Consider the following 14785-nt stretch of genomic DNA (forward strand, 5'->3'; position numbering starts at 1 on the left):
TCGCGCGCCGAACAACAAGAAGGGTCCGACATGGGTCTCGAAGAGAAGCTCCCGAGCGGCTTTCTGCTGAGCACGGTGGAGGGGCTCGCCGGCTACGTTCGCAAAGGCTCGCTGTGGCCCGCGACGTTCGGACTCGCGTGCTGCGCGATCGAGATGATGGCCACCAGTTCGGGGCGGTTCGACATCGCACGTTTCGGCATGGAGGCGTTCCGCGCATCCCCTCGGCAGGCCGACCTGATGATCGTCGCCGGACGGGTCAGCCAGAAGATGGCACCGGTTCTTCGGCAGATCTACGACCAGATGGCCGAGCCGAAATGGGTTCTGGCAATGGGCGTGTGCGCATCCTCGGGCGGGATGTTCAACAACTACGCCATAGTCCAGGGCGTCGATCATGTCGTTCCGGTCGACATCTATCTGCCGGGCTGCCCGCCGCGGCCGGAGATGCTGCTCGACGCGATCCTGAAACTGCACGAGAAAATTCAGGAGATGCCGCTGGGCGTCGACCGAGAGACGGTAGCGCGTGCCGCCGAGGAAGCAGCATTGAACTCCAGGCCGACGATCGAGCTGAAGGGACTGCTTCGATGACGGTGGACAAGCGCGGGATGTTCGGCGTCCGCGGGACGGGCGACACCTCAGGGTACGGGCGGCTCGTGATACCGCCGCTGGTTCAGGGCAGCACCGAGCGGCCGTACGGAGGATTCTTCGACTCGGTCGCAGACGAACTCGCCTCCGCACTCCGAGACGACTTCGGTGTCGAGTTCGACGCCGCCGTCGAATCCGTCGTAGTCTTCCGCGGTGAATTGACCCTGCACGTCCGGCGCGAGCACCTGCGCGCAGTGGCGAGCACGCTTCGAAACGGTCCCGAGCTACGGTTCGAGATGTGCCTGGGCGTCAACGGCGTTCACTATCCACAGAACACCGGCCGGGAACTTCACGCGTGCTATCCCCTGCTCTCCATCACCCACAACCGTCGTGTTCGTCTGGAAGTGTCGGTGCCGGAATCGGATCCGCACATCCCGAGCCTCGTCGGTATCTACCCGACGAACGACTGGCACGAACGCGAAACGTTCGACTTCTTCGGCATCGAGTTCGACGGACACCCGTCGCTGACACGCATTCAGATGCCCGACGACTGGGTGGGTCATCCCCAGCGCAAGGACTATCCATTGGGTGGGATTCCCGTCGAGTACAAGGGCGCGAGCATTCCCCCACCCGATCGACGGCGGGAGTACAACTGATGACGGACACAGCAGGCCACGACACGTCGGCCCCTCCGGAGAAATCCTTCACCGTGTCCGGGCAGGACTGGGACGACATCGTGGCGGCAGCCGCCGACACGTCGACGTCCTCGGAGGAGCGGATCGTCGTCAACATGGGTCCGCAGCACCCGTCGACGCACGGTGTACTGCGTCTGATTCTGGAGATCGAAGCCGAGACCGTGACCGAGGCCAGATGCGGGATCGGCTATCTGCACACCGGGATCGAGAAGAACCTTGAGTTCCGAAACTGGACCCAGGGCGTCACGTTCGTCACGCGCATGGATTATCTGTCCCCTTTCTTCAACGAGGCTGCATATTGTCTGGGTGTCGAGAAACTCCTCGACATCACCGACGAGATTCCCGAGCGCGCGACCGTGATTCGCGTTCTGCTGATGGAACTCAACAGAATCTCGTCGCACCTCGTCGCGCTGGCGACAGGCGGGATGGAACTCGGCGCCGTGACTGCGATGCTGTTCGGATTCCGCGAACGAGAACAGATCCTCGACGTGTTCGAAACCATCACCGGCCTCAGAATGAACCACGCGTACATCAGGCCCGGTGGTCTGGCGCAGGATTTGCCCGAGGGAGCGATCCAGAAGATACGCGACCTTCTGAAGACACTGCCGTCCGGATTGACCGACATGTCGAACATGTTGGACGACAACAGGATCTGGAAGGCTCGAACCAAGGGTATCGGTTATCTCGACCTCACCGGATGCATGGCGCTCGGGATCACGGGACCGATGCTCAGGTCCACCGGCCTGCCCCACGACCTACGCGTGTCGCAGCCGTACTGCGGTTACGAGAACTACGAGTTCGATGTGTGCACCGACACCGGGTGCGACGCGTACGGCCGCTACATCATTCGGGTCGCGGAGATGCGTGAGTCGTTGAAGATCGTGGAACAGTGCCTCGATCGGCTCCGGCCGGGACCGATCATGATCGACGACAAGAAGATCGCGTGGCCGGCCGACCTGTCCGTGGGGTCCGACGGAATGGGCAATTCCGCGGACCACGTCCGGGACATCATGAACACGTCGATGGAATCGCTGATCCACCATTTCAAGCTGGTGACCGAGGGGTTCCGCGTTCCGGCCGGGCAGGTCTACGTTGCCGTCGAGTCGCCGCGCGGCGAGCTCGGCGTGCACATGGTGAGCGACGGCGGAACTCGGCCGTTCCGGGTGCACTACCGGGATCCGTCGTTCACCAACCTCCAAGCCGTGGCTGCGACGTGCGAGGGCGGGATGGTTGCCGACGTCATCGCCGCCGTCGCCAGCATCGATCCGGTGATGGGCGGTGTCGACCGATGAGCGAGAAGGTCCACCTTCGACTCCGAACCCGCCCGGCTCCGTACCCGGACGATGTCCGGGTCCGCCTCGACGAGGACGCCAGGGCGATCATCGCGAGGTACTCGCCTCCGGACGCGCCGAACCCGGCGATGGCACGGTCGGCGCTGCTGCCGTTGCTCCACCTCGTGCAGTCCCAGGACGGGTATGTTTCCCCCACCGGAATCGAATTCTGCGCCGAGCACCTCGGGTTGACGGGTGCCGAAGTCACAGCCGTGTCGAGTTTCTACTCCATGTATCGGCGCGAGCCGACGGGCGACTACCTCGTCGGCGTCTGCACCAACACTCTGTGTGCCGTGATGGGCGGAGACGCGATCATGGACGCTCTGCGCGAACACGTCGACCCCGCCGATCCGGCCGTGACCCTCACGCACGTCGAATGCAATGCGGCGTGCGACTACGCGCCGGTCGTCATGGTCAACTGGGAGTTCTTCGACAATCAGACACCGGAATCCGCTCGTGCACTGGTCGATTCGCTCCGCTCCGACACCGAGGTGGTTCCCACCCGTGGTGCATCGTTGTGCACGTTCCAGGAGACGGAGCGAATTCTCGCCGGTTTCCCCGACCAGCGGCTCGGCGCCGTGCACGCGGGTGGACGTGCGGGTGCGCCGACGCTGGCAGGTCTGCGGTTCGCTCGCGAGCACGGAATGAACGCGCCGACTGCGGACGAAGTGCGAGACAGTGGAGCCGCCCCGTTGGGCTCCGAGCAGGCCAACGCCGCCGAGACCACCAAGGACAAGCCCGCTCCTGCACCGACGGAATCGGTTCCCCCCGAGAAAGGACCGTGACGTGGCGCTGACCCCTGTCCTGAGCAGTTACTGGGACGACCCCGAATCATGGACCCTCGAAACCTACGAACGCCACGGCGGCTACGACGGCCTCCGCCGTGCACTCGAGATGCCCGCAGGCGACGTGATCGCCACGGTCAAGGACGCGGGACTTCGGGGCCGTGGAGGAGCCGGATTCCCGACGGGGATGAAGTGGAGCTTCATCCCGCAGGGTGACGGCAAGCCGCACTATCTCGTGGTCAACGCCGACGAGTCCGAGCCCGGCACGTGCAAGGACATGCCGTTGCTTCTGGCGACGCCGCAAGTCCTGATCGAGGGAATCGTGATCGCGGCGTACGCAATTCGGGCGCACCGCGCCTACATCTATCTGCGAGGCGAGGTCGTCCCCGTGCTTCGACGTGTTCAGGCTGCAGTCGAGGAGGCCTATGCCTCCGGGTATCTCGGCACGGACATCCTCGGCAGCGGATTCGATCTGGACGTCGTGGTGCACGCGGGCGCGGGCGCGTACATCTGCGGCGAGGAGACGGCTCAGCTGGACTCGCTGGAGGGTCGACGTGGGCAACCTCGACTACGGCCGCCGTTTCCTGCGGTGGCAGGTCTGTACGCGTGCCCGACGGTGGTCAACAACGTCGAGTCCATCGCGAGCGTCCCGTCGATTCTGCGCAACGGTGTCGACTGGTTCCGGTCCATGGGCAGCGAGAAGTCCCCGGGTTTCACGCTGTACTCGTTGTCGGGGCACGTGACGACTCCCGGACAGTACGAGGCTCCGCTCGGCATCACACTGCGGGAGCTTCTGGACTACGCGGGCGGTGTGCGCGAGGGTCATTCGCTGAAGTTCTGGACGCCAGGCGGGTCGTCGACGCCGATCTTCACTGCCGAGCATCTCGACGTTCCGTTGGACTACGAGGGCGTCGGTGCAGCCGGATCCATGCTAGGAACCAAGGCATTGCAGATATTCGACGAAACGACGTGCGTCGTACGTGCGGTACGGAGATGGACGGAGTTCTACGCCCACGAATCCTGCGGCAAATGCACGCCGTGCCGCGAAGGAACGTACTGGCTCGTGCAGATCTACGAGAGGCTCGAAACCGGCCGCGGAACGGAATCGGATCTCGACACGTTGCTCGACATCGCGGACAGCATTTTCGGCAAGTCCTTCTGTGCCCTCGGCGACGGCGCAGTCAGCCCGATCACGTCGTCGCTGAAGCATTTCAGAGACGAGTACGCACAGCACATCGGCGCATCCTGCCCGTTCGATCCGCACCGCAGCACGCTGATGTCCGCCGAACTGACAGCGGGAGGGCTTTCGTCATGAGCACCTCGGTGGACACCGTCACCGTCAGCATCGACGGCCAGGAAATCCAGGTCCTTCCCGGCACCCTGGTGATACGTGCCGCGGAGCTGATCGGCATTCAGATTCCCAGGTTCTGCGACCACCCGCTCCTCGATCCGGTGGGGGCCTGCCGCCAATGTCTCGTCGAGGTGGAGGGCCAGCGCAAACCGTTGGCGTCGTGCACCACCATGGTGACCGACGGCATGATCGTTCGCACTCAGCTGAGCTCGCCGGTTGCTGCGAAGGCGCAGAAGGGCGTCATGGAGCTGTTGCTCATCAATCATCCGCTCGACTGCCCGGTGTGCGACAAGGGCGGCGAGTGCCCCCTGCAGAACCAGGCGATGTCGGCAGGCCGGTCCGAGTCACGGTTCGTCGAGGAGAAGCGCACGTATCCGAAACCGATTCCGCTGTCCACCGAGGTGCTGCTGGACCGCGAGCGGTGCGTGCTCTGCGCGCGGTGCACTCGATTCTCCTCGCAGATCGCGGGCGACCCGTTCATCGAGCTCGTCGAGCGAGGGGCGCTGCAGCAGGTCGGCATCTACGAGAACGAGCCGTTCGAGTCCTATTTCTCCGGCAACACCGTGCAGGTCTGTCCGGTCGGGGCACTGACCGGAGCGGCGTACCGATTCCGCGCTCGGCCCTACGACCTGGTGTCGACTCCGAGCGCCTGCGAGCACTGCGCCAGCGGGTGCGCGCAACGTACCGATCATCGCCGCGGAAAAGTGTTGCGCCGCCTGGCGGGAGACGACCCGACCGTCAACGAGGAATGGAACTGCGACAAGGGACGGTGGGCGTTCACGTACGCCACCGAGCCCGACAGGTTGACCACTCCGCTCGTGCGCACGGCAGACGGATCTCTGGAACCCGCGTCGTGGTCCGAGGCCATGGCAGTCGCGGCCGCGGGACTGAGCAAGGCCGATCGAGTGGGCGTGCTCGTCGGCGGCCGAGCAACCGTGGAGGATGCCTACGCGTATTCGAAGTTCACTCGGGTCACGTTGCGCACGAACGACATCGATTTCCGTGCTCGTGCACACAGCATCGAGGAGGCCGAGTTCCTCGCCTCGCATGTCGCCGGCGCCGACACGAACGTCACCTACGCGCGACTCGAGAACGCTCCCGCAGTGGTCCTGGTCGGATTCGAGCCCGAGGAAGAATCGCCCATCGTCTTCCTCAGACTGCGCAAAGCCGTCCGCACGAAGGGTCAGAAGGTGAAGGCCGTCGCGCCGTTCCTGTCGGCCGGGACGTGCAAGCTGGGCGCGTCGTTGTTTTCCTGTGTGCCCGGCCAGGAGCCCGCGGCGCTCGCCGACCTCGGAGATCTGCCCGAGGGCAGTGTGATTCTGGTCGGCGAACGAGTGGCGGACACTGCTGGCGGCTACACGGCGGTCGTCGCCGCATCGCAGGAAACCGGTGCTGCCCTGGCCTGGATTCCTCGACGGGCAGGCGATCGTGGTGCGCTCGACATGGGAGCGCTGCCGACCCTTCTTCCCGGTGGGCGACCTGTCGGCGACGCAGGCGCGCGAACGGACCTCGCCGAGTTCTGGGGCACGACTGCAGTGCCCGACTCCGACGGGCTGGACACGACGGGAATCCTCGGCTCGGCGAGGTCGGGCGGCGCACTCGTGGTCGGCGGCGTCGAGCTCGCGGACCTGCCCGATCCCGCCGCCGCAGCAGCGGCGCTGAACAGCGCATCGTTCGTGGTCAGCCTCGAGATCCGCCACAGCAGCGTCACCGAACATGCGGACGTGGTGTTCCCGGTCGCTCCGGTGACCGAGAAGGCAGGGACCTATCTGGACTGGGAAGGCCGCTCGCGTTCCTTCGAGGCAGCGATTCCCGATTCGCGGTCGCTGACCGACGGCCGGGTACTCCATGCACTCGCCGCCCAGATGAACGCGCCCATCGGCCTTCCCGACGTCCAGAGCACGCGCAGCGAGATCGACAGGCTGGGATCCTGGACGGGCGCGCCTCCCCCAGCGCCGAGCCACGATCCATCTCCGACCCCGACACCGAGCGTCGGCGAAGCCGTTCTCGCCACCTGGAGAATGCTGCTGGATGCCGGCCGCATGCAGGACGGTGAACCGCATCTCGCCGGTACCGCGCGCACCCCGGTGGTGCGGCTGTCCCCCGGCACGGCGGCAGAGATAGGCGTCTCCGAAGGTGATCCAGTGACGGTGTCGTCGGGCGGGGGATCGATCACCCTCCCGCTGGCGATCACCGACCTACCCGATCGGGTGGTGTGGCTGCCGATGCGCTCGACCGGGTCCGAGGTCAACTCGGCACTCGGAGTAGGCAACGGCGCCGTCGTCCGTGTCGAAGGCGCGTCGTCGTGAGCGGGACGTTCGGGACGGACCCGTGGTGGCTCGTGGTCGCGAAGTCGCTGGCGATCTTCGTCTTCCTGATCCTGACACCGCTCGTTTGCATTCTCGTCGAACGGAAGGTCATGGCGCGTATGCAGAACCGCGTCGGGCCGAACCGAGTAGGGCCGGGTGGAATGCTCCAGAGCCTCGCCGACGGCGTGAAGCTGGCGCTGAAGGAAGGGATCGTCCCCAAGGGCGTCGACAAACCGATCTACCTTCTGGCTCCGGTGATCGCGACGGTGCCCGCGTTCATGGCCTTCGCCGTGATTCCCTTCGGACCCGAAGTGTCGATCCTCGGCCACCGGACTGCCCTGCAGCTGACGGACTTTCCGGTCGGAGTCCTGTACATCCTTGCCGTCACATCCGTCGGTGTGTACGGAATCGTGCTCGCCGGGTGGGCGTCGGGTTCGACGTACCCGTTGCTCGGAGGGTTGAGATCCACCGCGCAGGTCATCTCGTACGAGATCGCGATGGGCTTGTCCTTCACCGCGGTTTTCCTGTACGCGGGCACCATGTCGACATCCGGAATCGTTGCCGCACAGTCGAACACGTGGTACATCTTTCTGCTGTTCCCGTCGTTCGCGATCTATCTGACGTCCATGGTGGGTGAAACCAACCGCGCTCCCTTCGACCTTCCCGAGGCCGAGGGTGAGTTGGTCGGCGGATTCCACACCGAGTACTCCTCCCTGAACTTCGCGATGTTCATGCTCGCCGAGTACGTCAACATGGTCACGGTGTCCGCACTCGCGACAACACTGTTCCTCGGCGGATGGCATGCACCGTTCCCGATCAGCCTGTGGGACGGCGCGAATGCCGGGTGGTGGCCGGTTCTGTGGTTCACGCTGAAGGTGTGGCTCTTCCTGTTCGTCTTCATCTGGCTGCGAAGCACGTTGCCGCGACTGCGCTACGACCAGTTCATGAATCTCGGCTGGAAGGTTCTGATCCCGATCTCGTTGATCTGGATAGTGCTCGTGGCCACCGTCCGCGCGTTCCGCATCGAAGGATACGGATCACTGGCTGTCGCGCTGGTCGTCGTCAGCGCCGTCGTGGCTCTGTCGGTAGCGGTCTTCGTCCGGCGCCGGTTGCATCGCGAGCCGGACGAGCCGTCCCCACCGTCCACGCACGACGAACCGTTCGATCCGTTCGCCGGCGGTTTTCCCGTCCCACCGATGCCGGGACAGACACTGCCGACACCAGTGAAGGAGCGTAGCGATGCCTGAATTTCTGGGTCCGGTGGCAGGTTTCGGTGTCACGTTCTCGACGATGTTCAAGAAGCCGGTGACGGAGTTCTATCCCGAGGACAAGGTACCGACCGCTCAGCGCTACCACGGCAGGCACCAGCTCAATCGTTACCCCGATGGCCTCGAGAAGTGCATCGGGTGCGAGTTGTGTGCTTGGGCGTGCCCGGCGGATGCGATCTACGTCGAGGGCGCGGACAACACCGACGAGGAGCGCTGGTCCCCCGGTGAGAGATACGGGCAGGTCTATCAGATCAACTATCTCCGCTGTATCGGATGCGGGCTGTGCATCGAAGCCTGCCCGACGCGCGCGCTGACCATGACCAACGAGTACGAGTTGGCCGACGACAACCGCGCCGACCTCATCTACGAGAAGGACCGCCTCCTCGCGCCGATGGAACCGGGCATGGAACCCGCGCCACATCCCATGGCCGAGAACACGACTGCGGCCGACTACTACCGGGGGACGATCCGATGAGCACCGGAACCGCCGAGGCCGTCCAGTTCTGGCTGCTGGGCGGATTGGCGGTACTGGGTGCGATCGCGATGGTCTGTGCCACCAAAGCCGTGTACTCGGCTCTGTTCCTCGCGGTCACGATGATCATCCTGGCCGTGTTCTACATCGCGCAGGGCGCAGTGTTCCTCGGCGTCGTACAAGTCGTCGTCTACACCGGCGCGGTGATGATGCTGTTCCTGTTCGTGTTGATGCTCGTCGGAGTGGACTCGGCGGACTCGTTGACCGAAACGCTGAAAGGTCAACGGCCTGCGGCGATCGCCGCAGGCATCGGCTTCGGGCTCGTCGTCATCGGTGCGATCGGCAACGCATCGGTGGAGAGCGGACGACCGGACTTCGTCGGACTCGACGCCGCCAATGCGGGCGGCAACGTCGAAGGCCTCGCCGAGCTCATCTTCGTTCGCTACCTCTGGGCGTTCGAGCTCACCGGTGCGCTGCTGATCATCGCCACGGTCGGCGCGATGATCCTCGCCCACCGTGAGCGGTTCACCGAGCGGCAAGGTCAGCGCGAGCTGTCCGAGCAGCGCTTCCGCGACGGCACTCACGTCACGCCGATGCCGAGTCCCGGAGTGTATGCCCGGCACAACGCCGTCGACTGGCCCGCGCGTCTGCCCGACGGGTCACCGTCGGAGCTGTCCGTCAATCCGATGCACCGCGGTCACCGGGACGGTGAGATGTGAATCCCGAGAACTACCTGTATCTGTCGGTCCTCCTCTTCACGATCGGCGCGGCGGGTGTTCTGTTGCGCCGCAACGCGATCGTCGTGTTCATGTGCATCGAGCTCATGCTCAACGCCGCCAACCTCGCATTCGTGACGTTCGCCCGGATGCACGGCAATCTCGAAGGCCAGGTCTTCGCGTTCTTCACCATGGTGGTGGCTGCAGCCGAGGTGGTCGTCGGCCTCGCGATCATCATGACCATCTTCCGTGCCCGCCGCTCGGCCTCGGTCGACGACGCCAACCTGCTGAAGAACTGACATGGACGCCATCTGGCTGTTGCCGGCGCTGCCGCTGCTCGGCGCTGTCGTGCTGCTCGTCGGAGGCCGGCGAACCGATCGATGGGGACACGCGCTCGGAACCGTCATGGCCGCGGTGTCCTTCGGATTCGCCGTGGTCCTCTTCGTCGATATGCTGGGCCGGGCTACAGACGACAGGGCCGTGACCACCACGCTGTTCAGCTGGGTTCCCGTCGAACAGTTGCAGGTGGACTTCGGCTTTCGCCTGGATCAACTGTCCATGTGCTTCGTACTTCTGATCACCGGTGTCGGCACGCTCATTCACGTCTACTCCATCGGGTACATGGCGGAGGACCCGGACCGGCGACGGTTCTTCGCGTACCTGAACCTCTTCCTCGCCGCGATGCTCCTCCTGGTGACAGCCGACAATTTCCTCGGACTGTACGTCGGCTGGGAAGGGGTGGGTCTGGCGTCCTACCTGCTGATCGGGTTCTGGCAATACAAACCGTCGGCGGCGACGGCGGCGAAGAAGGCCTTCGTCGTCAACCGTGTCGGAGACATCGGACTGATGGTCGCGTTGATGATCATGTTCGCGAACTTCGGAAGCGTCTCGTTCACGGACGTCTTCTCCGGTACCGAGACTGCGTCCAGCGGAACACTCACCGCAGTGGGCTTCGTTCTGCTCCTCGCAGCGTGTGGAAAGTCGGCCCAGTTGCCGCTGCAGTCGTGGCTCGGTGACGCCATGGAAGGCCCGACGCCGGTGTCGGCGTTGATCCACGCGGCGACGATGGTGACCGCCGGGGTGTATCTGATCGTCCGATCCGGACCCGTCTTCGAAGCAGCCCCCGCTGCGCAGACCGCGGTGATCGTCGTCGGTGCCGTGACACTGCTGTTCGGGGCCGTCATCGGCTGCGCGAAGGACGACATCAAGAAAGCGCTGGCCGCGTCGACGATGAGCCAGATCGGCTACATGGTTCTCGCTGCCGGCCTCGGTCCGTCCGGCTACGCATTCGCGATCATGCTGCTTCTCGCCCACGGATTCTTCAAGGCCGGACTCTTTCTCGGTGCCGGTTCGGTGATGCACGGCATGAACGACGAAGTGAACATGCGCAAGTTCGGCGGCTTGAGAACCGTCATGCCCGTCACGTTCGTCACCTTCGGTCTGGGTTACCTCGCGATCATCGGTGTTCCCCCGTTCTCGGGTTTCTTCGCCAAGGACAAGATCATCGAAGTCGCGTTCGGTGCCGGTGGAGTACAGGGCGCCGTGCTCGGAATCGTCACGCTCCTCGGTGCAGGCCTGACCGCGTTCTACATGACCCGAGTCATGGTGATGACCTTCTTCGGCCAGAAGCGCTGGGAGCCCGGCGCGCACCCACACGAGTCGCCGTCGACCATGACCGTGCCGATGATCGTTCTGGCGGTGGGTTCGGTTGCGGCTGGGGCCCTGTTCACCGTCGGTGGCGCGCTGACGCACTGGCTGGAACCGGTCGTCGGCGAGGCCCAGGAAGCGCACGTCGTACCCGCGTGGCTGGTGACCGTGATGGCACTGACGGTCGTGGCCGTCGGCGTCGGGCTCGCGTATCGCCGCTACGCGAGAACTCCCGTACCGCCGATCGCGCCGACACCCGTCACCGCGCTGACGGCTGCCGCACGAGTCGACCTGTACGGAGACGCCGTCAACGAAGCGTTCCTGATGCGACCGGGTCTGAAGCTGGCCGAGGCCGCGCAGCGTTTCGACGACGTCGCCGTCGAGGGCGGAACCCGCACTCTTGCGGGCGGGCTGACGTCGCTGTCCGCTCGCATTCGTGGCACGCAGACCGGGTACGTGCGCTCGTACGCTCTGACGATGCTGGCCGGTACGGCGGTAGTCCTCGCGATGATGGTGGCGGTGATGGTGTGGTGACTACTCTTCCGTGGCTGACCGTGTTGTGGCTGCTTCCGGTGGCAGGTGCTGTCCTGACCCTGATTTTGCCTCGTACGAGGCCACAGCTCGCGAAGGTGTGCGCGCTCGCGACCTCGCTGCTGACTCTGGCGGTCGCAGTGGTGTTGTTCGTCGGCTTCGATCCGTCCGGTGACGAATTCCAGTTCGTCGAATCCCACTGGTGGATCGAGTCGTTCGGAGCTCGATACGAGCTGGGAATCGACGGCATCGCTCTGGTGCTCGTCCTGCTGACCACGGTCCTGCTTCCGATCCTGCTGGTAGCCGGATGGAACGACCCGCGCGTCGGGCAGTCCACGCACGTCTATGTCGCATCGATTCTGATCGTCGAGTCGATGGTCCTGATGTCCTTCTGTGCCCTCGACGTGTTGCTGTTCTACGTCTTCTTCGAGGCCATGTTGATCCCGATGTACTTCCTCATCGGAGGATTCGGCGGACCGGGACGCGCCGCCGCGGCCGTGAAATTCCTGTTGTACAACCTCGTCGGCGGTCTGGTGATGCTGGCTGCGGTCATCGGACTGTACGTCGTGGCGGGAACCTTCTCGTTCCGTGAGATCGCCGACACCGTTGCTCTCGGCGACCTCGGCGTCACCCCCGGAGTTCTGAACGCGTTGTTCCTCGGGTTCATGTTCGCTTTCGCCGTCAAGGCACCCCTGTGGCCGTTCCACTCGTGGCTACCCGATGCCGCCGTCGAATCCACCCCTGCCACAGCCGTTCTGATGATGGCCGTCGTGGACAAGGTGGGCACGTTCGCGATGCTTCGGTATTGTTTGCAACTCTTCCCCGAGTCGTCGTCGTACTTCGCGCCGGTCATCGTCACTCTCGCGGTCGTGGGCATCGTCTACGGCGCCGTACTGGCGATCGCGCAGACCGACGTGATGCGTTTGATCGCGTACACGTCGATCTCGCACTTCGGCTTCATCATTCTGGGAATCTTCGCCATGACCAGCCAAGGCCAGGCCGGTTCCGCGTTGTACATGGTCAATCACGGAATCTCCACGGCAGCACTGTTTCTCGTTGCCGGTTTCCTGGTCTCGCGTCGCGGCACCCGCGTCATCTCGCACTACGGTGGCGTCCAGAAGGTCGCACCGGTGCTGGCCGGCACCTTCCTCGTCGCCGGTCTGGCCACTCTGTCGCTACCGGGGCTCGCACCGTTCGTCAGCGAATTCCTGGTACTGATCGGCACGTTCGCGAAGTATCACGTCGCTGCCGTCGTGGCATCGATCGCGCTCGTGCTGTCCGCGATCTACATCCTGTGGCTGTACCAACGGGTCATGACGGGACCACGCCGCGCCGAGAACGACGGAATGAAGGATCTCGTACCGCGTGAACTCGCCGTGATGGGCCCGCTCATCGTGCTGCTCGTCGTACTGGGCGTGTACCCGAAGCCCCTGCTGGACATCGTTTCTCCTGCTGTGCAGTCGACAGTGACCACCGTGCAAGGCATCGACAACGTGGCCGAAGTGCCGGAGGGACCCCGATGAACGACTCCGTCCTGACCGCGCCGAGCATCGAGTACAGCGTTCTGTCACCGATGCTGATCGTCTTCGCCGCAGCTGTTCTCGGCGTACTCGTCGAGGCGTTCGCACCGAGTGCCGCCCGTCGCCGCATCCAGACGACCCTCGCCCTGACTGCGACGACGGGGTCGCTGGTAGCGGTCGGCGTCCTGGCCGTGTCCGGCTCCAGCTCACCCGGCACCCGGGCCGTGATGGGCTCGGTCGTGGTCGACGGACCCTCACTGTTCCTCCAGGGCACCCTCCTGCTCGTAGCCGTGCCCTCGTTGCTCATGGTCGGGGAACGCTCACTCGAACGCACCCGGGTGGACTCCTTCGCCCCGCAGGCCTCCACCGTTCCCGGAAGTCTGTCCGAACGCCAGGCAGGCCAGGCAGGCGCGGCGCAGACGGAGGTGTTCCCGCTGACGATGTTCGCGATCGGCGGCCTTCTGCTGTTTCCCGCGTCGAACGATCTGCTCACGATGTTCGTTGCCCTCGAGGTGTTCTCGCTACCGCTGTACCTGATGTGCGGGTTGGCCCGTCGGCGCAGGCTCCTGTCGCAGGAAGCCGCGATGAAGTACTTCTTGCTCGGCGCGTTCTCGTCGGCGTTCTTCCTGTTCGGTACCGCGATGCTGTACGGGTACGCAGGCTCGCTCGAGCTCGGCCCCATCGGTGCTGCCATTGCTCTCGGCGACGGCAACGACGTGCTGGCCGTGCTCGGTACTGCACTCGTCGGTGTCGGCCTACTGTTCAAAGTCGGTGCGATTCCGTTTCATTCGTGGATTCCCGACGTGTATCAGGGTGCACCGACTCCGATCACCGCCTTCATGGCCGCCGCGACGAAGATCGCCGCGTTCGGTGCCATGCTCCGCCTGTTCTACATCGCACTGCCGGACCTGCGCGACGACTGGCGACCGGCGCTGTGGGCCGTCGCGATCGTCACGATGCTGGTGGGCGCTCTGCTCGCGGTCACTCAGACCGACATCAAACGGATGCTCGCGTACTCGTCGATCACCCACACCGGCTTCATTCTCACGGGCGTCGTCGCTCTGGACGCCGACGGGTTGTCCGCGACGATGTTCTATCTGTTCGTCTACGGGTTCAGCACAGTCTCGGCATTCGCCGTCGTCACCGTCGTGCGCGACGGCAACGGCGAGGTGACCGAACTGGCGCGATGGGCCGGCATCGGTCGTCGCTCCCCCGCGATCGCCGCCGTCTTCGCGTTGCTGCTGTTGTCGTTCGCGGGGATCCCGCTGACGGCTGGATTCGTCGGTAAGTTCGCAGTTTTCCAGGCTGCGGCCGGCAGCGGCGCGACCGCCCTCGTCGTCGTCGGGGTGCTCAGTAGTGCCATCGCCGCGATCTTCTACGTCCGCGTCATCGTTCTCATGTTCTTCGCCGAGCCCGTGGCCCCCACGAACGACAGTGACGACGGTGGGAGTCCCACCGTCGTCACTCCGGGTGTCGCAACAGCCGTGGCCATCGGCTTCGGCGTCGTCACGACTGTCGTTTTCGGTGTGTTTCCACAACCGCTGCTGGATCTCGCCGCGGGCGCGGCGGTCTGGTGAG

Annotated in this window: 13 protein-coding genes; all 13 read left to right on the forward strand. The window is 64.6% G+C overall.

The window, feature by feature from the left end; genetic code table 11:
* The first annotated feature begins 30 nt into the window (after positions 1–30).
* The 13 genes from H292_RS0101805 to nuoN are packed head-to-tail and all read left to right on the forward strand — an operon-like array spanning position 31 to position 14784.
* Positions 31–585 (forward strand): NuoB/complex I 20 kDa subunit family protein, encoded by a 555-nt coding sequence (locus H292_RS0101805; RefSeq protein ID WP_019664151.1) that lies wholly within the window; start codon positions 31–33, stop codon positions 583–585.
* Positions 582–1238: an NADH-quinone oxidoreductase subunit C gene (locus H292_RS0101810; protein ID WP_019664152.1), complete on the forward strand. Its 657-nt coding sequence runs from the start codon at positions 582–584 to the stop codon at positions 1236–1238. Before H292_RS0101805 ends, H292_RS0101810 begins: the two co-directional genes overlap by 4 nt.
* Entirely contained in the window at positions 1238–2569 is a 1332-nt protein-coding gene (gene nuoD, locus H292_RS0101815) for an NADH dehydrogenase (quinone) subunit D (RefSeq protein ID WP_019664153.1), read from the forward strand. The genes H292_RS0101810 and nuoD overlap by 1 nt, the downstream gene beginning before the upstream one ends.
* Entirely contained in the window at positions 2566–3393 is an 828-nt protein-coding gene (gene nuoE, locus H292_RS0101820) for an NADH-quinone oxidoreductase subunit NuoE (protein ID WP_020110238.1), read from the forward strand. Before nuoD ends, nuoE begins: the two co-directional genes overlap by 4 nt.
* A 1-nt stretch (position 3394) precedes the next feature.
* The gene (gene nuoF, locus H292_RS0101825; RefSeq protein WP_020110239.1) at positions 3395–4708 is read left to right on the forward strand and encodes an NADH-quinone oxidoreductase subunit NuoF; all 1314 of its coding nucleotides are present in this window, start codon (positions 3395–3397) and stop codon (positions 4706–4708) included.
* The gene (locus tag H292_RS0101830) at positions 4705–7053 is read left to right on the forward strand and encodes an NADH-quinone oxidoreductase subunit G (RefSeq protein ID WP_020110240.1); all 2349 of its coding nucleotides are present in this window, start codon (positions 4705–4707) and stop codon (positions 7051–7053) included. The genes nuoF and H292_RS0101830 overlap by 4 nt, the downstream gene beginning before the upstream one ends.
* On the forward strand, positions 7050–8300 hold the full coding sequence (gene nuoH / locus H292_RS0101835) for an NADH-quinone oxidoreductase subunit NuoH (RefSeq protein ID WP_020110241.1): 1251 nt from the start codon (positions 7050–7052) through the stop codon (positions 8298–8300). Before H292_RS0101830 ends, nuoH begins: the two co-directional genes overlap by 4 nt.
* The gene (gene nuoI, locus H292_RS0101840) at positions 8293–8796 is read left to right on the forward strand and encodes an NADH-quinone oxidoreductase subunit NuoI (RefSeq protein ID WP_019664158.1); all 504 of its coding nucleotides are present in this window, start codon (positions 8293–8295) and stop codon (positions 8794–8796) included. The genes nuoH and nuoI overlap by 8 nt, the downstream gene beginning before the upstream one ends.
* A complete protein-coding gene (locus H292_RS0101845) occupies positions 8793–9512 on the forward strand; it encodes an NADH-quinone oxidoreductase subunit J (RefSeq protein WP_019664159.1) in 720 nt (239 codons plus the stop codon). Before nuoI ends, H292_RS0101845 begins: the two co-directional genes overlap by 4 nt.
* Positions 9509–9808: an NADH-quinone oxidoreductase subunit NuoK gene (gene nuoK, locus H292_RS0101850; RefSeq protein WP_020110242.1), complete on the forward strand. Its 300-nt coding sequence runs from the start codon at positions 9509–9511 to the stop codon at positions 9806–9808. The genes H292_RS0101845 and nuoK overlap by 4 nt, the downstream gene beginning before the upstream one ends.
* A 1-nt stretch (position 9809) precedes the next feature.
* A complete protein-coding gene (gene nuoL / locus H292_RS0101855; RefSeq protein WP_020110243.1) occupies positions 9810–11690 on the forward strand; it encodes an NADH-quinone oxidoreductase subunit L in 1881 nt (626 codons plus the stop codon).
* Complete coding sequence (locus H292_RS0101860) at positions 11684–13210, forward strand: NADH-quinone oxidoreductase subunit M (RefSeq protein WP_020110244.1); 1527 nt, start codon at positions 11684–11686, stop codon at positions 13208–13210. Before nuoL ends, H292_RS0101860 begins: the two co-directional genes overlap by 7 nt.
* Entirely contained in the window at positions 13207–14784 is a 1578-nt protein-coding gene (gene nuoN, locus H292_RS0101865) for an NADH-quinone oxidoreductase subunit NuoN (protein WP_020110245.1), read from the forward strand. Before H292_RS0101860 ends, nuoN begins: the two co-directional genes overlap by 4 nt.
* Position 14785: the final 1 nt, after the last annotated feature.

The sequence above is a fragment of the Rhodococcus sp. 114MFTsu3.1 genome (genome assembly GCF_000383555.1).
Classification (GTDB): domain Bacteria; phylum Actinomycetota; class Actinomycetes; order Mycobacteriales; family Mycobacteriaceae; genus Rhodococcoides; species Rhodococcoides fascians_E.